Origin of the sequence: Streptomyces sp. WZ-12, assembly GCF_028898845.1 — a bacterium.
Classification (GTDB): domain Bacteria; phylum Actinomycetota; class Actinomycetes; order Streptomycetales; family Streptomycetaceae; genus Streptomyces.
On record NZ_CP118574.1, the window covers coordinates 3,453,100 to 3,472,875 of the forward strand.

Annotated in this window: 15 protein-coding genes; 8 read left to right on the top strand and 7 right to left on the bottom strand. The window is 70.8% G+C overall.

Annotation, left to right across the window (positions count from 1 at the left end; all coding sequences use genetic code 11):
- Nucleotides 1-101 precede the first annotated feature (101 nt).
- Genes PV796_RS14475 through PV796_RS14485 form a run of 3 tightly spaced genes read left to right on the top strand, consistent with a single transcriptional unit; the run spans nucleotide 102 to nucleotide 3,300 of the window.
- Nucleotides 102-1,073, top strand: a complete 972-nt coding sequence (locus tag PV796_RS14475) for an ABC transporter permease (RefSeq protein WP_274913510.1) — start codon at nucleotides 102-104, stop codon at nucleotides 1,071-1,073.
- Between the two features lie 13 nt (nucleotides 1,074-1,086).
- Nucleotides 1,087-2,154, top strand: coding sequence for an ABC transporter ATP-binding protein (locus PV796_RS14480; protein ID WP_274913511.1), 1,068 nt, complete (start codon nucleotides 1,087-1,089; stop codon nucleotides 2,152-2,154).
- A gap of 12 nt (nucleotides 2,155-2,166) precedes the next feature.
- Entirely contained in the window at nucleotides 2,167-3,300 is a 1,134-nt protein-coding gene (locus tag PV796_RS14485; RefSeq protein ID WP_274913512.1) for an ABC transporter ATP-binding protein, read from the top strand.
- An 80-nt stretch (nucleotides 3,301-3,380) separates the two neighbouring features.
- Here PV796_RS14485 and PV796_RS14490 read toward each other — a convergent pair whose 3' ends face one another.
- The 7 genes from PV796_RS14490 to PV796_RS14520 all read right to left on the bottom strand — a co-directional run bounded on the left by PV796_RS14490 (nucleotide 3,381) and on the right by PV796_RS14520 (nucleotide 13,869).
- Entirely contained in the window at nucleotides 3,381-4,409 is a 1,029-nt protein-coding gene (locus PV796_RS14490; protein ID WP_274913513.1) for an ABC transporter ATP-binding protein, read from the bottom strand.
- Nucleotides 4,396-5,409, bottom strand: coding sequence for an ABC transporter ATP-binding protein (locus tag PV796_RS14495; protein ID WP_274913514.1), 1,014 nt, complete (start codon nucleotides 5,407-5,409; stop codon nucleotides 4,396-4,398). The genes PV796_RS14490 and PV796_RS14495 overlap by 14 nt, the downstream gene beginning before the upstream one ends.
- 11 nt (nucleotides 5,410-5,420) lie before the next feature.
- Nucleotides 5,421-6,404 (bottom strand): ABC transporter permease, encoded by a 984-nt coding sequence (locus PV796_RS14500; protein WP_274913515.1) that lies wholly within the window; start codon nucleotides 6,402-6,404, stop codon nucleotides 5,421-5,423.
- Complete coding sequence (locus tag PV796_RS14505) at nucleotides 6,397-7,320, bottom strand: ABC transporter permease (protein ID WP_274913516.1); 924 nt, start codon at nucleotides 7,318-7,320, stop codon at nucleotides 6,397-6,399. The genes PV796_RS14500 and PV796_RS14505 overlap by 8 nt, the downstream gene beginning before the upstream one ends.
- A 20-nt stretch (nucleotides 7,321-7,340) precedes the next feature.
- A complete protein-coding gene (locus PV796_RS14510; protein ID WP_274913517.1) occupies nucleotides 7,341-8,963 on the bottom strand; it encodes a peptide ABC transporter substrate-binding protein in 1,623 nt (540 codons plus the stop codon).
- Between the two features lie 439 nt (nucleotides 8,964-9,402).
- The gene (typA, locus tag PV796_RS14515; RefSeq protein ID WP_274913518.1) at nucleotides 9,403-11,310 is read right to left on the bottom strand and encodes a translational GTPase TypA; all 1,908 of its coding nucleotides are present in this window, start codon (nucleotides 11,308-11,310) and stop codon (nucleotides 9,403-9,405) included.
- A 186-nt stretch (nucleotides 11,311-11,496) separates the two neighbouring features.
- Nucleotides 11,497-13,869, bottom strand: a complete 2,373-nt coding sequence (locus PV796_RS14520) for an ABC transporter substrate-binding protein (RefSeq protein WP_274913520.1) — start codon at nucleotides 13,867-13,869, stop codon at nucleotides 11,497-11,499.
- 385 nt (nucleotides 13,870-14,254) lie between these two features.
- On the opposite strand from PV796_RS14520, the gene PV796_RS14525 reads away from it, so the two are divergent.
- The 5 genes from PV796_RS14525 to PV796_RS14545 all read left to right on the top strand — a co-directional run bounded on the left by PV796_RS14525 (nucleotide 14,255) and on the right by PV796_RS14545 (nucleotide 19,680).
- Entirely contained in the window at nucleotides 14,255-14,554 is a 300-nt protein-coding gene (locus PV796_RS14525; protein ID WP_274913521.1) for a hypothetical protein, read from the top strand.
- Between the two features lie 18 nt (nucleotides 14,555-14,572).
- Nucleotides 14,573-15,400 (top strand): hypothetical protein, encoded by an 828-nt coding sequence (locus PV796_RS14530; RefSeq protein WP_274913523.1) that lies wholly within the window; start codon nucleotides 14,573-14,575, stop codon nucleotides 15,398-15,400.
- Nucleotides 15,401-15,451: 51 nt separating this feature from the next.
- Nucleotides 15,452-17,374 (top strand): fumarate reductase/succinate dehydrogenase flavoprotein subunit, encoded by a 1,923-nt coding sequence (locus PV796_RS14535; protein ID WP_274913525.1) that lies wholly within the window; start codon nucleotides 15,452-15,454, stop codon nucleotides 17,372-17,374.
- Complete coding sequence (locus tag PV796_RS14540) at nucleotides 17,371-18,168, top strand: succinate dehydrogenase/fumarate reductase iron-sulfur subunit (RefSeq protein WP_274913527.1); 798 nt, start codon at nucleotides 17,371-17,373, stop codon at nucleotides 18,166-18,168. The genes PV796_RS14535 and PV796_RS14540 overlap by 4 nt, the downstream gene beginning before the upstream one ends.
- Nucleotides 18,169-18,288: 120 nt before the next feature.
- Nucleotides 18,289-19,680: an amidohydrolase family protein gene (locus tag PV796_RS14545; protein ID WP_274913528.1), complete on the top strand. Its 1,392-nt coding sequence runs from the start codon at nucleotides 18,289-18,291 to the stop codon at nucleotides 19,678-19,680.
- Nucleotides 19,681-19,776: the final 96 nt, after the last annotated feature.

Sequence of the window (19,776 nt, forward strand, 5' to 3'; positions counted from 1 at the left end):
AGGCATTCCGGAGTGCGCGCGCAAGGCGGGGCGCGCACTCCGGGGCCTTCCCGCCACCCCTCACCCCACTGCAGCCGCCGTCCTGAGAGCAGCGAACTGTCATGTTTCCCTTCCTCCTTCGCCGGACGATCGGCGCGGTCGTCATCCTCGTCCTCCTCAGCGCCTTCACGTTCTTCGTCTTCTTCTCCGTGGGCGATCCCGCGCTGATGGCCTGCGGCAAGAACTGCACGGCCGACAACGTCGCGCTGATCCACAAGAACCTGGGACTGGACCAGCCCGTGCCGGTCCAGTACTGGCACTTCCTCGTCGGCATCTTCGTCGGCCGCGACTTCACCCTCGGCCACTGCGCCGCCCCCTGCTTCGGCTACTCCTTCGCCACCAAGCAGGACGTCTGGTCCACGATGATGGACCGGCTGCCGCTCACCGCGTCGCTGGCCGTCGGCGGTGCCGTGGCCTTCCTGGTGATCGGCCTGGGCGCCGGCCTGATCGCGGCCTGGAAGCGCGGCACGCTGCTGGACAAGGCCGTCACCGGTGTGTCGATGGTCCTCAGCTCGGTGCAGATCTACATCCTCGGCCCCGTCGTGCTGGGCATCTTCGTCTACAGCGGCATCATGGCCGCCCCGCAGTACGTGAACCTCACCAGCAATCCGGTCGGTTGGTTCATGGGCCTGCTGATCCCGTGGCTGGTGATGGCGACGATCTTCACCGCGCAGTACACGCGTATGGCGCGCTCGACGATGATCGAGCAGCTCCAGGAAGAGCACGTCCGCACCGCCAAGGCCAAGGGCATGCCGGCGCGTTACGTCTTCCTGCGGTACGCCTGGCGCGGTTCGCTGATCCCGATCGTCACCATCCTCGGTGTGGACCTGGGATCGCTGTTCGGCGGCGCGATGATCACCGAGTTCACCTTCCAGTTGGCGGGACTCGGCCGGCTGGCGGTCGACTCGGTCATCACCCTGGACCTGCCCATGGTGATGGGCGTGATGATCTTCAGCGCCGCCCTGATCCTGGTCTTCAACATCATCGTGGATGCGGCGTACGCGTTCATCGACCCGCGCGTGCGCCTGTCCTAGGAGAACTTAAGTCGTGACCACACCCACCAAGACCGCGGAGACGCCGGCCCCGAACGGATCCGGCACCGGCTCCTTCCTCTCCGTCCGCGACCTGCACGTCCGCTTCTCCACCGAGGACGGCATCGTCAAGGCGGTCGACGGCCTCTCCTTCGACCTGGAGCGCGGCAAGACCCTGGGCATCGTCGGCGAGTCGGGCTCCGGCAAGTCCGTCACGAACCTGGCGGTGTTGGGGCTGCACAACCCCAAGGCGACCGAGATCACCGGTGAGATCCACCTGGACGGCCAGGAGCTCACCGGCGCCAAGGAGAAGACCCTGGAGAAGCTCCGGGGCAACAAGATGGCGATGATCTTCCAGGACGCGCTGACCGCCCTGTCGCCGTACTACACCGTCGGCCGGCAGATCGCCGAGCCGTTCATGAAGCACACCGGCGCCAACAAGCGCGAGGGCCGGCAGCGGGCGATCGAGATGCTGACCAAGGTCGGCATCCCGCAGCCCAACCTGCGGGTGGACGACTACCCGCACCAGTTCTCCGGCGGCATGCGCCAGCGCGCGATGATCGCCATGGCGCTGGCCTGCAACCCCCAGTTGCTGATCGCCGACGAGCCGACCACCGCGCTGGACGTCACCGTCCAGGCGCAGATCCTGGACCTCCTCAAGGACCTCCAGCAGGAGTTCGGCTCCGCGATCATCCTGATCACCCACGACCTCGGTGTGGTCGCCGACACCGCCGACGACGTGCTGGTGATGTACGCGGGCCGGGCGGTCGAGCGCGGCACCGTCAAGGAGATCCTCAGCGAGCCCCGCCACCCGTACACCTGGGGCCTGCTCAGCTCGATGCCGCGGCTCTCCTCCGACGTCAGCGAGGCGCTGCACCCGATCCCGGGTTCCCCGCCGAGCCTGCTCAACCCGCCCTCCGGCTGCGCCTTCAACCCGCGCTGCGCCTACACCGCGGAGGTCGACGGCGACCGCTGCACCACCGAGCGCCCGCCGCTGGGACTGGGCCGCGCCGCCGCGTGCCATCTGACCTCCGAGCAGAAGCAGACCCTCTTCACCGAGCAGATCAAGCCCCGGCTGGGCTAGGGAGTTACCACCATGTCCAAGAACGACACCCTCCCCGCGCCCCGGACCCCCGCGCCCGCCCAGGGCGAGCCGCTGCTCACCGCCGAGGGGCTGACCAAGCACTTCCCGATCTACGGCGGCTTCCCGTTCAAGCGGAGGGTCGGGGCCGTCCAGGCCGTCGACGCGGTGGACCTGACCGTGCACGCCGGCGAGAGCTTCGGCCTGGTCGGCGAGTCCGGGTGCGGCAAGTCGACCACCGGCCGGCTGCTGACCCGGCTGATGGAGCCCACCGGCGGCAAGATCACTTATGCGGGGCAGGACATCACCCACGCCGGCCGCAAGGAGTTGGCGCCGATCCGCTCCGAGATCCAGATGATCTTCCAGGACCCGTACGCCTCGCTGAACCCGCGGCAGACGGTCGGCACCATCATCAGCGGGCCGATGGAGATCAACGGGATCAACCCGACCGGCGGCCGGGAGAAGCGGGTCCGCGAGCTCCTGGAGACCGTGGGCCTCAACCCCGAGCACTACAACCGCTTCCCGCACGAGTTCTCCGGCGGCCAGCGCCAACGCATCGGCGTGGCCCGGGCGCTCGCCCTGGAACCCAAGCTGATCGTCGCCGACGAGCCGGTCTCCGCCCTGGACGTCTCCATCCAGGCGCAGGTGGTCAACCTGCTCCAGGACCTCCAGCGCGAGCTGGGCATCGCGTTCGTCTTCATCGCCCACGACCTGGCGGTGGTACGGCACTTCAGCCAGCGGGTCGCGGTGATGTACCTCGGCAAGATCGTCGAGGTCGGCACCCGCGACGAGATCTACAACCGTCCGCGCCACCCGTACACCCACGCCCTCCTCTCGGCCGTCCCCGAGCCGCGGCTGACGGAGGAGGGCGTGGACGACCGCGAGCGGATCCGGCTCGCCGGCGACGTCCCCTCCCCCGTCAACCCGCCCTCCGGCTGCCGCTTCCGCACCCGCTGCTGGAAGGCCCAGGACAAGTGTGCGACCGAGGAGCCGCCGCTGGTCCAACTCGGCGGCAGCGACGCCGGCCACCTGACGGCCTGCCACTTCCCGGAGGAGCCGACGACGGCAGCCCGCGGCGAGGACATCGTCCTGGACCCGGCACTGGCGGCGATCGAGGGCGTGGACGGGGCGCACGAGCAGCAGGACTGACCCCCGCGCCCGCACAACAGCACCGGAGCCCGCCTCCCTCAGGGAAGCGGGCTCCGGTGCGTCGTGGGCCAGTTACTCGCTCAGCGCCCCCGCCGCTCCCCCGCAAAGTGGCAGGCCGACGGGTGCCGCACGGCACCCTCCGCATGCCGGAAGTCCGTCGGGACGGCCAGTGGTGGCTCGACCCTGGCGCACAGTTCCCGGGCCTTCCAGCAGCGGGTGCGGAAGTGGCAGCCGGACGGCGGGTCGGCCGGCGAGGGGACGTCACCGCTGAGCAGGATGCGGTCCCGACTGGCCCGGGCCTCGGGGTCGGGCACCGGGACGGCGGAGAGCAGCGCCTGGGTGTACGGGTGGGTGGGGTGGTCGTAGATCTCCTCGCCGGTGCCCAACTCGACGATCTTGCCGAGGTACATCACCGCGACCCGGTCGGAGAGGTGCCGCACGACGGACAGGTCGTGCGCGATGAAGACGTAGGAGAGGTGGAACTCGTCCTGGAGGCGGGCCAGCAGGTTGACCACCTGGGCCTGCACGGAGACGTCGAGGGCGGAGACCGGCTCGTCCGCGACGATGATCTCCGGGCGGAGGGCGAGCCCCCGGGCGATGCCGATGCGTTGGCGCTGGCCGCCGGAGAACTGGTGCGGATAGCGGTTGACGAACTCCGGGTTGAGGCCGACGACTTCGAGGAGTTCCTGGACCCGACGCCGGCGGTCGCCCTTGGGCGCCACCTCGGGGTGGATCTCGTAGGGCTCGCCGATGATGTCGCCGACCGTCATCCGGGGGTTGAGCGAGGTGTAGGGGTCCTGGAACACCATCTGGATGTTGCGGCGGACGGCCTTCATGGCGCGGCCGGAGAGGCGGGTGAGGTCCTCGCCGCGGTAGCGGATGTGACCGGACGTCGGGCGTTCCAGGCCGACCAGCATCCGGGCGACGGTGGACTTGCCGCAGCCGGACTCCCCCACGATGCCGAGGGTCTCGCCCGGCCGCAGCGCGAAGGAGACCCCGTCGACCGCCTTGACCGCGCCGACCTGCTTCTTGACCAGCACCCCGCGGGTGAGCGGGAAGTGCTTGACCAGGTCGCGGACTTCGAGGAGCGGTTCGTCAACTGCCGCCATTCATGGCCTCCTTCCAGAAGTGGCAGGCGCTGGCCCGCCCCGGCCCGACCTCGTAGAGCGGCGGGCGGTCGGTGCGGCAGACGTCGCGGGCGAGCGGGCAGCGGGGGTGGAAGGCGCAGCCCGGCGGGACGGCGGTGAGGTTCGGCGGCAGGCCCTTGATCGCGTGCAGCTCCCGGCCCTGGTGTCCCAGGCGGGGCACGGACTCCAACAGGCCGCGGGTGTACGGGTGCGCGGGCGCCTTGTAGAGCTGGTGGACCGGGGCGGTCTCGACGACCCGGCCCGCGTACATCACGGCGATGGTGTCGGCGACGTCGGCGACCACGCCCAGGTCGTGGGTGATCAGGACGAGCCCCATCCGGTACTCCCTGCGCAACTCCGCGAGCAGGTCCATGACTTGGGCCTGGACGGTGACGTCCAGGGCGGTGGTCGGCTCGTCCGCGATGATCAGGTCCGGCTCCAGGGCGAGCGCCATGGCGATCATGATGCGCTGGCGCATCCCACCGGAGAACTGGTGCGGGTAGTCGCCCACCCGCGCCCGCGCGGCCGGGATGCCGACCCGTTCCATCAGTGCGACGGCCTTCGCCCGGGCCTCCTTGCGGGACGCGCCGGTGTGCACCCGGAACATCTCGCCGAGTTGGGCACCGACGCTGAGCACCGGGTTCAGGGCGGAGAGCGCGTCCTGGAAGATCATCGCCATCTTCGCGCCGCGGATCCGCCGGCGCTCCTCCCGGCCCAGGGTGAGCAGATCGCGCCCCCGGAAGAGGATCTCCCCGCCGGTGACGAAGCCCGGCGGGGAGTCCAGGATGCCCATCACGGCCTGCGCGGTGACGGACTTGCCGGAGCCGGACTCGCCGAGCACCGCCAGCGTCTGCCCGGCCGCCACGGTGTAGCTGACGCCGTTGACGGCCTTCGCGACGCCGTCGCGGGTGCGGAACTCCACCCGGAGATCCCGGACGTCCAGCAGCGGCCCCTCGGGGGCCGCGCCGCCGTGGTTCGCCATCTCCCGCCTCCTCAGCGCAACTTGGGGTCGAGGGCGTCGCGTACCGCGTCGCCGAGCATGATGAACGCCAGCACCGTGATGCTCAGCGCGCCCGCCGGCCACAGCAGCATGTGCGGGGCGTTGCGGATGTGGGTGGAGGCGGCGGAGATGTCGATGCCCCAGGAGACGGTGGGCGGCTTCAGGCCGGCGCCGAGGTAGGACAGCGTGGCCTCCAGGGCGATGTAGGTGCCCAGCGCGATGGTGGCGACGACGATGACGGGGGCGACGGCGTTGGGCGCGATGTGCCGCAGCAGCATCCGCCCGTTGCCGGCGCCCAGCGCCCGGGCGGCCTGGACGTAGTCGTTCTGCTTGGCGGTGACGACCGAACCGCGGGCGATCCGGGCGATCTGCGGCCAGCCGAGCAGCACGATGAAGCCGACCACCGGCCAGACGGTGGTGCTGATGACCACGGAGAGGAAGACCAACCCGCCGAGCAGGACCGGAATGCCGAAGAAGATGTCGGCGATCCGGGAGAGCAGGGTGTCCCACCACCCGCCGAAGAAGCCGGCCAGGCCGCCGAGGAGGCTGCCCAGGAGGGCGGCGCCGGCGGTGGCGCAGGTGCCGACGGTGATGGAGGCGCGGGCCCCGTAGACGACCCGGGTGTAGACGTCCCGGCCCTGGGTGTCGAAGCCGAAGGGGTGGCCGGGCGAGGCGCCCAGTTGGGCCTTGGACAGGTCGGCGCGGTAGGGGTTTCCGGTGGCGATCGCCTGCGGCCAGATGGCGATGACCACCAGGAAGACGATGACCAGCGCGGAGAGCACGAAGACCGGGTTGCGGCTGAGGTCGTGCCAGGCGTCGCTCCACAGGCTGCGCGGCTTCCCGGTGGGTTCGCCGCCCGGGGGCGGGGGCACGGCGCCGGGCGCGCGCTCCAGGGATTCGGCCGCCCCGATGGCGAGCGCGGCGTTGCCGCCGTCGCCGTGGCCGACGGCTTCCTTGGGAACGTACGGATCAGGCATAGCGGATCCTCGGGTCGAGGACGGCGTACAGCAGGTCGACCAACAGGTTGGCGATCAGGAACACCAGCACCAGGATCGTCACGAAGCCCACCACGGTCGGCGAGTTCTGCCGGAGGATGCCCTGGTAGAGCTGGTAGCCGACGCCGTGGATGTTGAAGATGCGCTCGGTGACGATGGCGCCGCCCATCAGCGCCCCGATGTCGGTGCCAATGAAGGTGACGACCGGGATCAGGGAGTTGCGCAGCAGATGGCGGGTGATGACCCGGTGTCGGGGCAGCCCCTTGGCGACGGCGGTGCGGACGTAGTCGGCGCGGGCGTTCTCCGCGATCGAGGTGCGGGTCAGCCGGGTGACGTAGGCGAGCGAGACCAGCGCCAACACCAGCCCGGGCAGCAGCAGTTGGCCCAGCGGCGCGTCCAGCGCGACGGTCGGTGCGGCCCACTCCAACTTCACGCCGAAGACGAACTGGAGCAGATAGCCGCTGACGAAGGTCGGTACCGAGACCACGACGAGGGTCAGCACCAGCACGGTGGTGTCGATCCCCCGACCGCGCCGCAGCCCGCTGAACACGCCGAGCGCGATGCCCACCACCGTCTCCAGGACGATCGCTACCAGGGTGAGCCGGAGGGTGACCGAGAAGGCCGTGGACATCAGCTCGGTGACCGGCCGACCGTTGAACGCGGTGCCGAAGTTCCCGCGGAAGATCTGGCCCATGTAGTGCGGGTACTGCTTCCACAGCGGTTGGTCGAGGTAGAGGTCGTGGCGGATCTGCGCCGCGGTGGCGGGGTCCGGCGCCCGGTCGCCGAACATCGCGGCGACCGGATCGCCCAACGCGTAGACCATGACGAAGATCAGGAAGGTGCTGCCGATGAAGACCGGGATCATCTGGAGCAGCCGCCGGATCACATAACGTCCCATGAGCGCGCCCGCTTTCGTGGTCAGCCGACGGTGATCTCGTTGTAGACCGGCACGCTGAACGGATTGAGCCGCACATTGCTGATCCGTTCCGAATAGCCGCCGCTGCCGTTCTGGTACCACAGCGGAATGGACGGCATCTGCTGGGCGAGGATCCGCTCCGCTTCCTGGAACTTCGCCACCGCCTGCCGGGAATCGGGGGCGGCGTTCGCCTCGTTGACGAGCCTGTCGAACTCGGGGTTGCTGAATTTCCCGTCGTTGGACGAGGCGCCGGTGTAGTAGAGCGGTTGGAGGAAGTTCTGGATCAGCGGGTAGTCCATCTGCCAGCCGGCCCGGAAGGGGCCGGTCAGGTGCCGGGCGCTGATCTGGTTGCGGAAGTCGGCGAAGGTGCCGACCGGATTTCCCACGCACGCCCGGTCGTTGCCCAGCGTCTTGTTGATGCTGTTGCAGACGGCGTCGATCCAGTCCTTGTGGGACCCGGTGTCCGCGTTGTACGTGAGCGTCATCCGGCCGCCGGGAAGTCCCCCGCCCTCCTTGATGAGTTGCCGGGCCCCGGCCGGATTGAATTCGCAGGCATCGCCGCACACCCCGGCCTGGTAGCCGCCCTTCTCGCCCAGGACGGGCGAGGTCCAGTCGGTGGCCGGGGTGCGGGTGTGCTGGAAGATCTCCTTGGTGATCTGCTGCCGGTCGATCGCCATCGACAGCCCGCGCCGCACCTTTTCCCGGCCCGGCTTTCCCCATTGCGGGTCGTACATGGGGAAGGTGAGGGTCTGGATGATGCCGGCCGGCTGGTTGATGTAGCGGTCCCCGAGGTCGCTGCGGACGTTCCGCAACTGCGCGGCCGGGATGTCGTCGACGAGATCCAGGTTCCCCGCCTGGAGGTCGGTGTAGGCGGTGTCGTTGTCGGTGTAGACCCGCAGATCGATGCCGCCGTTCTGGGCCGGGTCCGGGCCGGGGTACTCCTTCCATTTCCGCATCCGCAGCACGGTGCCCTTGTCGTAGGAGTCCACCTCGTACGGGCCGTTGCCGATCGGCTTCTTCAACCAGCCCTCGTGGTCCCGGAAGAACGACTGCGGCAGCGGCATGAAAGCCGAATAGCCCAGGGTGTCCGGCCAACTGGAGAACTTCTGGTGGAGGGCGACGGTGAAGGTGTGGTCGTCCTTCACCCGGAGTCCGGAGAGGGTCTTCGCGGTGGCCGTGCCCTTGTCGGGGTGGACCTTGTCGAAGCCGTCGATGTATTGGAAAAAGGGCGCGTTCTTCTGCTTGTTGTCGAGCAGCGCCCCGTAATTCCAGGCGTCCACGAAGGACTTGGCGGTGACCTTCTCGCCGTTGCTGAAGGTCCAGCCGGGCTTGAGGGTGACGGTGTAGTGCCGGGCGTCGGTGGTCTCGATGCGCTCGGCGAGGACGTTCTCGGCGGCGCCGGTCCTGGGGTTGTAGCGCTTCAGGCCGCGCATCAGCATTTCCAGGACCTTGCCGCCCTGCACCTCGTTGGTGTTGGCCGGCTCCAGCGGGTTCTGTGGGTCCCCCCAGGAGGCGCTGACCACGGCGGAGCCGCCCGGGCCCGCGGTGCCGCCCCCGCAGGCGGAGGCCGCGAGGGCCAGGGCCGCCGCGCCGACGGCCCACTTCGCGCGCGCGGCTCCGCGCATGGCGCCTCCCTGACGGTCCGGACTGAAGGGCTACGCCTGGCCACCAGGGCCAGCCGTAGCCCACATCAGAGCCCACACCGGGACATAGCGCACCCCGGCACCGTCCGCCACTGCTCCGAACCCCACGGGAAACCCCTCGGACGAACGACCCCCGCACCCCGAACGGGCCGCCCGACCGGGGGCCTTCGCTCCTGCGCCGCCGGATTGACCGGCACGGCCCGGAAGGCGTCCGCGCGCTCCCGCTGCGCGAGTTGACGACCCGTTCGCCGTTGGTGCCGGCGTGGGGGTCGGCCGAGGGGAAGCCGGGCATCGCGCGCACCGCCTCCTCGGTGGCCCGGCTCGGCAGCGCCACCCACTCCGCCGGCCGTCCCCGCGCCCGGATACGGCGGCGCCCCGCCGGACCGGGGTCCGACGGGGCGCTCGGGGTGCCGTTTCGGCGTCAGCCGTGCTTGGCGCGGGACGCGGCGCGGGCGCGCTCGCGGGCGTCCAGGTTGACCTTGCGGATGCGGACGGCCTCCGGGGTCACCTCGACGCACTCGTCGTCGCGGCAGAACTCCAGGGACTGCTCCAGCGACAGCTTGCGCGGCGGGACGATCGCCTCGAACGAGTCGGCCGACGAGGACCGCATGTTCGTGAGCTTCTTCTCCTTGGTGATGTTCACGTCCATGTCGTCGGAGCGCGAGTTCTCGCCGACGATCATGCCCTCGTACACCTCGGTGCCCGGATCCGTGAACAGCACGCCGCGCTCCTGGAGGTTGGTCATCGCGAACGCGGTGACGGCGCCGGAGCGGTCGGCGACCAGCGAGCCGTTGTTGCGCGTCGCCAGGGTGCCGAACCAGGGCTCGTGGCCCTCGTGGATGGAGTGCGCGATGCCGGTGCCGCGGGTCTGGGTCAGGAACTCCGTGCGGAAGCCGATCAGACCGCGGGAGGGGACGACGAACTCCATGCGGACCCAGCCGGAGCCGTGGTTCGACATGTTGTCCATCCGGCCCTTGCGGACGCCCATGAGCTGGGTGACGGCGCCCATGTGCTCCTCGGGCACGTCGATCGTCATGCGCTCGACGGGCTCGTGCACCTTGCCGTCGATCTCCTGCGTGACCACCTGCGGCTTGCCGACGGTCATCTCGAAGCCCTCGCGGCGCATCTGCTCGACCAGGATGGCCAGCGCCAGCTCACCACGGCCCTGCACCTCCCAGGCGTCGGGGCGCTCGGTGTCCAGGACGCGCAGCGAGACGTTACCGATCAGCTCGCGCTCCAGGCGGTCCTTGACCTGGCGGGCGGTGACCTTGCGGTCCTTGACCGCGGCCTTGGCGTCCGCGCCCTTGCCGGTGCCGCCGCGGCCGACCAGCGGCGAGGTGTTGGTGCCGATGGTCATGGAGATCGCCGGCTCGTCGACGGTGATCAGCGGCAGCGCGACCGGGTTCTCCGGGTCGGCCAGCGTCTCGCCGATCATGATGTCCGGGATACCGGCGACGGCGCAGATGTCACCGGGCCCCGCCATCTCGGCGGGCTTGCGGGTGAGCGCCTCGGTCATCATCAGCTCGGTGATGCGGACGTTCTGGATCGAGCCGTCGCGCTTCATCCAGGCCACCGTCTGGCCCTTGCGCAGCTCGCCCTGCTCGACGCGCAGCAGCGCGATACGACCGAGGAAGTTGTCGGCGTCCAGGTTCGTCACGTGCGCCTGGAGCGGAGCGGCCTCGTCGTACGTCGGGGCCGGGACGTGCTCCAGGATCGTGGAGAAGAACGGCTCCAGGCTCGTGGAGTCGGCCGGGACCGTGCCGTCGTCCGGCTTGGTCAGCGAGGCGATGCCGTCGCGGCCGCAGGCGTAGACGATCGGGAACTCGATCTGGTCCTCGTCGGCGTCCAGGTCCAGGAACAGGTCGTAGGTCTCGTTGACGACCTCGTCGATCCGGGAGTCCGGGCGGTCCGTCTTGTTGATGCACAGGATGACGGGGAGGCGCTGCTGGAGCGCCTTGCGCAGCACGAAGCGGGTCTGCGGCAGCGGGCCCTCGGAGGCGTCCACGAGCAGGACCACACCGTCGACCATCGACAGACCGCGCTCGACCTCGCCACCGAAGTCGGCGTGGCCGGGGGTGTCGATGATGTTGATGGTGATGGGCTCCCCGCCGTCCTTGGGGTGATACTTCACCGCCGTGTTCTTGGCGAGGATCGTGATGCCCTTCTCACGCTCCAGGTCGTTCGAGTCCATGACCCGGTCGTCGACCGACTCAAGCTGGTGGGCGGCGAAGGCACCTGCCTGCTTCAGCATGCCGTCGACGATGGTGGTCTTGCCGTGGTCGACGTGGGCGACGATGGCGACGTTACGGATGTCGTGGCGCGTGGCCATATTGCGGCGTACTCCTGGAGTGAGTGGTCGGCTGCGCGTACCTCTGTTGTTACGCGGGCCCTGCCGGGCTGGACACGCCACGGCCTCACCCCATGGTACGGGGCTGTGGCGGCAACGGCCGCCCCAGCCCGTACAAACCCACTCTGACCTGCGATTTCCTCTCGAACTTCGGCTTTGGCAAGACCTCTACTTCGTGTAACCGATGTCCTGAAAGCGGGGGGTGGCGAAACCGAACGCGCCGATGTTGGCGAGCGACTTCTTGGTGGCCACCAGTTCCGGCCGCTGGTAGAGCGGGATCGATCCGGCGGCGGCCCAGATCCGGGCGTCGGCCTGCTCGACCAGGGTGTGCGCGGCGTCCGGGTCGAGTTCGGAGGCGGCCTGGTCGAAGAGTTGGTCGATGCGGTCGGTGCCGACCCGGGTGTAGTTCTGCTCGACGGTCAGCGAACCGTCCGGGGCCGGCTCCGGCTTGGCGAAGATCGGCCGGCCGTCGGTGGCCGGGTAGGCGGTGCCCGGCCAGGAGTACAGGGCCAGGTCATAGTCGCCGGAGGCGATGTGGTCCTTGAAGTAGCTGGCGTCCGGGACCCGCTGGACCGCGGTCTGTACCCCGATCCGGTTCAGCATCCCGGCGATCCGCCGGCCGACGGTGCGCAGTTGCTCGGAGCCGGGGCCGTCGGGCAGGACGAAGCGCAGCGCCAGGGGCCGGCCGTCCTTCCTCATCACCGGCGCCCGACCGGGGGCCCGGCCGGGCGCCGCCTCCGGGGAGCGCCCGGTCTCGGCCTGTTGGGCGGCGCGGAGGCCGTTGCCCACCCGCCGCACCGCCGCGTGGCCGGCGGCGGCGCCGGGCAGGTGCGGGGCCTGGCCGGTCTCGATCAGCTCGGCGGCGCCCAGCGCCTGCGCGGCCCGCTGCTTGTACTGCCGGTACTTCCCGTACGCCGCGGACCGGGTGTCCCCGCGGGCCGCCACCCTCTCCTCGGTGGCGCCGACCTTGTAGAACGCCGCGCTCTGCCGCAGCAGGGCGGCCTGCTGGACCTCGGAGCCGACCGCCCCGGCGGAGGACAGCGGCGCCTCGGCGGCGGCCGGGCGGGCGCCGTCCCGGTCCGCCCGGGCCGCGGCCTCGCCCGCGAGGGGCCGCTGCGGGTTGCGGTCGTCGGTCCCGGCGTCGTCGGACTGGTCGACGGAGGTGCCGTCGCCGGGCCGGTCCGCGTCGGGGTCCTCGCCGGCCCCGTCCCCGTCGTCCCGCCGGTCCGGCGTCACCGCGCGCCCGACGCCGGCCTGCTCCTCGCCCGCCGGCTGCGCCCCGCCCCCCGTGGACGGCTTCCAACCGGCCTCCGCGAGCAGCTTCTTGGCCGCGTCGGAGTCGGCCTCGCCGATCGCGTCGCTGTGGTCCTCGTAGCCGTGCTGGCCGGCCAGCAGCAGGTGGTTGCCGAGCGGCTTGGCGGGCAGGTCCAGCGGCTTGAGGACGGTGTCGGCGAGCGCCTGCCGGTCGATGGCGCGGGCCACCGCGCGGCGCACCCGGTCGTCGGCGAGCGGCCCGGCGCTGCCGTTGAGGGCGAGCTGGGTGTAGGCGGGCTCCAGGGCCTTGCGGATGGTGTAGCCGCGCAGCGCGCTCTGCCGGGCGGCGCCGGCGCGGTCGGCGGCCTTGCCGTCCGCGACCTTGAGGGTGGCCGGCGCAGCGGCCTGGGCGACCCGCTTGGCGGCGCCCTGGTCGACCGCGGCGACGTCGACGGACCCGGCGGCCAGCGCCCTGGCCCGCTTGTCCCGGGGCAGCGCCGCCAGCACCAGGCGGTCCAACTTGGCCCGGTCGCCCCACCACTTGGGGTTGCGGACGAGGGTGACGGTGCCGCGGTCGGCGTCCCGCTTGCGCACCAGGAACGGCCCCGCGCTGACCGGGAGCTTCTCCCGCGCCCCGTCGTTGAAGGCGTTCGCCTCGCCCATCACGCTCTTGGGATAGAGCGGGGTGAACAGCGCCTGCCAGTCGGCGTAGGGGCGGGCGAAGGTGACCTTGACCTGGTGCGGCTTGGCGCCGGCCTCGACCTTGGCGATCCGGTCGTAACCGGCGTTGCGGGCCGTCCAGTAGGCGTTGTCCTTGCCGCGCAGCGCGTTCCACTGGGCGAGGAAGTCCGCGGCGGTGAGCGGCCGTCCGTCGCTCCACCGCGCCTTGGGGTTGAGCTGGTAGGTGACGACCTGTCGGGGCTCGCGGGCGCTGATGTCCGCGGCGGTGAGGTAGTCGGCGTTGCGCTGCGGCCGGCCGCTGCCGTCGAGGGTGAACAGGCTGGGCAGCACGGCGCCGGCGACCCGGGTGGTGGCCGCGTCGGCGTCGCTCTGGAAGGCGTTGAAGGTGCTGGGCAGCGCGTCGATCGCCCAGCGGACCGTACCGCCGTCCTTGACCATCCCCCGCGGGGCCGGCGCGATGTCCTGGGACTGGGCGACGGAGGGCGCGGTGTCGCCCTGGCTGCATCCGGCCAGTACCGGCAGCGGGAGCAGCGCGCCCACCGCGACGAGCGCGGCACAGCGGCGCCTCCGGCACACCGCGCCGCCTGGGCTGACGTGGTCGGTCATGACTTTCCCTCCGGGCTCGCCCGCGCCGCACCGACCCGCAGCAACACGTCCGGCCGACTTTGCGGCTCATCACATCTATGGGCTCCCTACTGAAGGTGACCGTCCGCTTCCGGGCCGCCCGACACGTCGGGGGTCCGGCCAACGCCACCCGCCCGGCGCAACCCCCGGTCCGCCGGCTGACGCCCGCGGGGGCGCGCGGGCCGTCGCGCGCGCCCTCATCCCGCCCCGCTCGTACCGGAGTTCGACACATGGTGAGCGTCGGCTGGCCGCAACGCACCGGTTCGAGTCGTACTCGCGTCTGCCCCCTTCCCAAGCCCTACTGTGACGCGCGACACTCTCGGGCGCATGAGATCGCCCGCCACACGTCATGAAGTGAGGGCATGTGATGTCGGTACAGGACGACTTGACGGCGGTGGAACGCAGCCTGGACGCCCTGGTCCAGGCGGTCGGAAAGCTGGAGACGCGGATCGGCGGCGGGTTGGACGTCCGCCGGGTCCGCAGCGACACGGACCATCTGCGGGAGAGCCTCGCGCTGCTGAAGCAGGGCCTGGCCGGCGCGCGTCCGGCCCCGGGCACCAAGACCGAGGACGAGATGGTGACGATCCCGGACACCCCCTACAACTCCGCGCTGTGGACGGACGCCGAGGACGAGGGCCTGGGCGCCAAGGACCGGCACGCGCCCTAAAGGACGGAGACGAATACGTTGGCCACTGGCATCGAACCCGCACCGCAATCGGGGCCGACCGGCGTGCGCGATGCCTCGCGCGCCGCCATCCCGGCCCGCCACCTGCGCACCGACCGCTGGTGGCTGGCGCCGGCCGGCACCGCCGCCGGGCTGCTCGCCTTCGTCGTCTACTCGACCTGGCGGGCGTTCGCGAACGCGGACTACTACCACGCCCCCTACGTCTCGCCGTTCTACTCGCCCTGCCTGGCGGAGAACTGCCGCACCATGCACGGCGGCCCCAACTGGGACCTCTTCGGGAGCTGGTGGGGCTTGTCCCCCGCCCTGCTGATCCTGATCTTCCCACTGGGCTTCCGGCTGACCTGCTACTACTACCGCAAGGCCTACTACCGCGGCTTCTGGGCCTCCCCGCCGGCCTGCGCGGTCGCCGAGCCGCACAAGAAGTACACCGGCGAGACCCGCTTCCCGCTGATCCTGCAGAACGTCCACCGCTACTTCTTCTACTTCGCGGTGCTGGTGGCCGGCGTCCTCACCTACGACACCGCGCTGACCTTCCGCGACGACCACTACCGCTGGGGCCACATGGGCCTGGGCTCGCTGGTCTTCCTCGCCAACATCGTGCTGATCTGGGCCTACACCCTCTCCTGCCACTCCTGCCGACACATCGTCGGCGGTCGGCTGCGGCACTTCTCCAAGCACCCGGTGCGCTACCGGCTGTGGGGCTGGGTCAGCAGGCTCAACGCGCGCCACATGCTGCTCGCCTGGTCCTCCCTGATCAGCGTGGCGCTGGCGGACTTCTACGTCTTCCTGCTGGCCAGCGGGGCGTTTACGGACCCACGCTTCTTCTGACGGGGCAACTCCGGGGAAAACCAAGGAACTTCGAGGGAAGGTGTGCCACGGATGGCGCATGTGGACCGGCAGACCTGGGACGTGGTCGTGGTGGGCGCGGGCGGCGCAGGGCTGCGCGCCGCCATCGAGGCCCGCGAGGCCGGGATGCGGACGGCGGTGATCTGTAAGTCCCTGTTCGGCAAGGCCCATACGGTGATGGCCGAGGGCGGCATCGCGGCCAGCATGGGCAATGCCAACGAGCACGACACCTGGCAGGTGCACTTCCGGGACACCATGCGCGGGGGGAAGTTCCTCAACCACTGGCGGATGGCCGAGCTGCACGCCCGCGAAGCCCCGGACCGGGTCTGGGAGTTGGAGACCTGGGGCGCGCTCTTCGACCGCACCGCGGACGGCCGGATCTCCCAACGCAACTTCGGCGGCCACGAGTACCCGCGGCTGGCGCACGTCGGCGACCGGACCGGCCTGGAGCTGATCCGCACCCTCCAGCAGAAGATCGTCTCGCTCCAGCAGGAGGACCAGCGGGTCTCCGGCTCCTACGAGGAGGGGCTGAAGGTCTTCCAGGAGTGCACCGTGACCCGGGTGCTCAAGGCGGACGGCGCGGTCTGTGGCGTCTTCTGCTACGACCGGGAGTCCGGCCGCTTCTTCGTGCTGGAGGCGCCGGCCGTGGTACTGGCCACCGGCGGCATCGGCAAGTCGTTCAAGGTGACCTCCAACTCCTGGGAGTACACCGGGGACGGCCACGCGCTGGCGCTACTGGCCGGGGCGCCGCTGATCAACATGGAGTTCGTCCAGTTCCACCCGACGGGGATGGTCTGGCCGCCGTCGGTGAAGGGCATCCTCGTCACCGAGTCGGTGCGCGGGGACGGCGGGGTGCTGCGCAACAGCGACGGCAAGCGGTTCATGTTCGACTACGTCCCGGACGTCTTCAAGGAGAAGTACGCCGAGACCGAGGCCGAGGGCGACCGCTGGTACGACGACCCCGACCGCAACCGCCGGCCCCCCGAGCTGCTGCCCCGCGACGAGGTGGCCCGGGCCATCAACGCCGAGGTCAAGGCGGGCCGCGGCTCCCCGCACGGCGGGGTGTTCCTGGACGTGTCGACGCGGATGCCGGCCGAGGTGATCAAGCGCCGACTGCCCTCCATGCACCACCAGTTCAAGGAACTGGCGGACGTGGACATCACCGCCGAGCCGATGGAGGTCGGTCCGACCTGCCACTACGTGATGGGCGGGGTGGAGGTGGACCCGGACTCCGCGGCGGCGACCGGGGTGCCGGGGCTGTTCGCCGCCGGCGAGGTGGCCGGCGGCATGCACGGCTCCAACCGGCTGGGCGGCAACTCCCTCTCCGACCTGCTGGTCTTCGGCCGCCGCGCCGGGCTGTACGCGGCCGAGTACGTCTCGGCGCTGCACCGCCGACCGCCCGCCGAGGAGCGCGGGATCGACGCGGCCGAGGCGGAGGCGCTGCGCCCGTTCAGCGCCGAGGACGGCGGCGACCGGCCGGAGAACCCCTACGCACTGCACCAGGAGCTCCAGCAGTCGATGAACGACCTGGTGGGCATCATCCGCCGGGAGGGCGAGATGGCCGAGGCGCTGGAGCGGCTGGCGAAGCTGCGGGCGCGGGCGCGACGGGCCGGGGTGGAGGGCCACCGGCAGTACAACCCGGGCTGGCACCTCTCGTTGGACCTGCGGAACATGCTGCTGGTCAGCGAGTGCGTGGCACGGGCCGCCCTGGAGCGCACGGAGAGCCGCGGCGGCCACACCCGCGACGACCACCCGGAGATGGACCGGCACTGGCGCAACGTCAACCTGGTCTGCGAACTCGCCGACGCGCGGCCCGAGTCGGAGGGCCCGGACCCGGCGCTGGGACAGATCCGGCTCTCCCGCCGGGAGACCCCGCCGATCCGGCGCGACCTCCTGGAACTCTTCGACAAGGACGAGCTGGTGAAGTACCTGACGGACGAGGAGCTGAGCCGGTGAGCGAGCAGCAGACACAGGCGCGGACCGGCGCCTACCAGGCGCACTTCCGGGTGTGGCGGGGCGACGCGGACGGCGGCGAACTCCGCGATTTCACGGTGGAGGTGAACGAGGGCGAGGTGGTGCTGGACATCGTCCACCGCCTCCAGGCGACCCAGGCCCCCGACCTCGCGGTCCGCTGGAACTGCAAGGCGGGCAAGTGCGGTTCGTGCAGCGCGGAGATCAACGGCCGGCCGCGGCTGATGTGCATGACCCGGATGTCGGTCTTCGAGCGCACCGAGACCCTGACCATCACGCCGATGCGGACCTTCCCGGTCCTGCGCGACCTGGTCACCGACGTCTCCTTCAACTACACCAAGGCGCGCGAGATTCCCTCGTTCGTGCCGCCGACGGACCTCGGTCCCGGCGAGTACCGGATGCGGCAGGAGGACGTGAACCGGTCGCAGGAGTTCCGCAAGTGCATCGAGTGCTTCCTGTGTCAGAACACCTGCCATGTCGTCCGGGACCACGAGGAGAACAAGCCGGCGTTCGCCGGTCCGCGGTTCCTGATGCGGGTCGCGGAGCTGGACATGCACCCGTTGGACGCCGCACCGGCCCTCGGGGTGGACCGCAAGCGCACCGCGCAGGACGAGCACGGGCTGGGCTACTGCAACATCACCAAGTGCTGCACGGAGGTCTGCCCCGAGCACATCAAGATCACTGACAATGCGCTGATCCCGCTGAAGGAGCGCGCCGCGGACCGCAAGTACGACCCCCTGGTATGGCTCGGGAACAAGATCCGGCGCCGGACGGAATGACCCGGATCGCGCCCAAGTGGCCATCGGTGCCGCATTCTTGATGTCACATCAGGTGACCGAAAACGTCCTTACCGCGGATTCGAACGCCCGCGGTATAAGAACGGAGTGAATCTTCCGAGAATGAGCCGACGGCGCGCGCTGGCCGGGCTGAGCACGGTCCCGCTGGCCGCGGCCGCCGGCTTCCCCGAGTGGGACCGCCCCGCGGACCCGACGGACGCCCCCGGCGACCGCCGCACCACACTGCTGCGCGGCGCGGACCTCGTCCTCACCATGGATCCCCGGGTGGGCGACGGCCCGCTCGGCCAGTTGGAGAACGGCGTCGACGTGCTCCTGCGGGACGGCACCGTCGCCGCCGTCGGGCACCGCCTGACCGCGCCGGCCGGCGCCCGCGTCCTGGACGCCCGCGGCCGGATCGTGCTGCCGGGCTTCGTCGACGTCCACAACCACCTGTGGCAGTCCAGCATCCGCGGCGGCTGCGCGAGCGAGGGCGTCACCGGCTGGCTGCGCGACTGCGAGCGCACCGCGCTGCCCCGGATCGACCCGCGCGACATGTACCGCTTCGTCCACCTGGCCGCGCTCGACGTCCTCCGGACCGGCGTCACCACGGTCGTTGACTGGGTGCACCCCCTCCCCTACGACACCAGCGCGGAGTACGTCCGGGCGCTGGACGACTCCGGGCTGCGCTTCGTCTACGCCGCGACCCAGAGCGCCGCCGACGCCCCCCTCATCCCCCGGGTGAAGAGGGACTTCCTGGACCCGCTGCCGCTGGCCTCCGTCCAGGTGGCCGCGCACGCGGGAATGCCGTGGCTGAAGGAGCTGCGGACGCTCCACGAACTCGCCCGGGACCTGGGCGTGATGTTCAACTCGCACGTCCTGGAGAGCCGCCACGACCGCAAGGACGACCCGATCCGCTCGCTGCGCGAGATCGGCGCCTTCGGGCCGGACCTGCTGATGAACCACGCGATCCACCTCACCGACGCGGAGATCGCGCTGACCGGCGAGCACGACGTGCGGATCGCGCACTGCCCGCTGAGCAACATGCGGCTGGCGTCCGGTATCTGCCCGCTGCCGGCGTTCCACCGGCACGCGGTGAAGGCCGGGCTCGGCCACGACGGCGGGACCAACGACACCTCGGACATGTTCAACCTGATGAAGGCGGCCGTCGGCGTCCAGCGGGCCCGGCACGAGGACGCCGGGATCCACCCGACCATCCCGGCGGTGCTGCGGATGGCGACGCTGGGCGGCGCGGAGGCCATCGGGATGGCGGACCGGGTCGGCTCGCTGACGCCGGGCAAGCGCGCCGACGTCGTCGTCCTGGACCCCGGCACCCTCAACTTCGCCCCGCGCACCGACTGGACCAGCCAGATCGTCCTCAACGGCCAGCCGCCGAACGTCAGCGAGGTCTTCGTCGACGGCCACCTGCGCAAGTCGCGGGGCGAGTTGCCCCACGTGGACGTCGAACGCGTGGTCCACGAGGCGGAGTTGGCCGCCCGGCACGTCCGGGAGGCGTGAGACGCCCCGTACGGGAGGTCCCCTACGGGGCCGAGGGCCCCCCTTTCACCCAGGGTAGGCGCGCGGCCGTCCCCGCCGCCGCCCCTGTGGACGCCG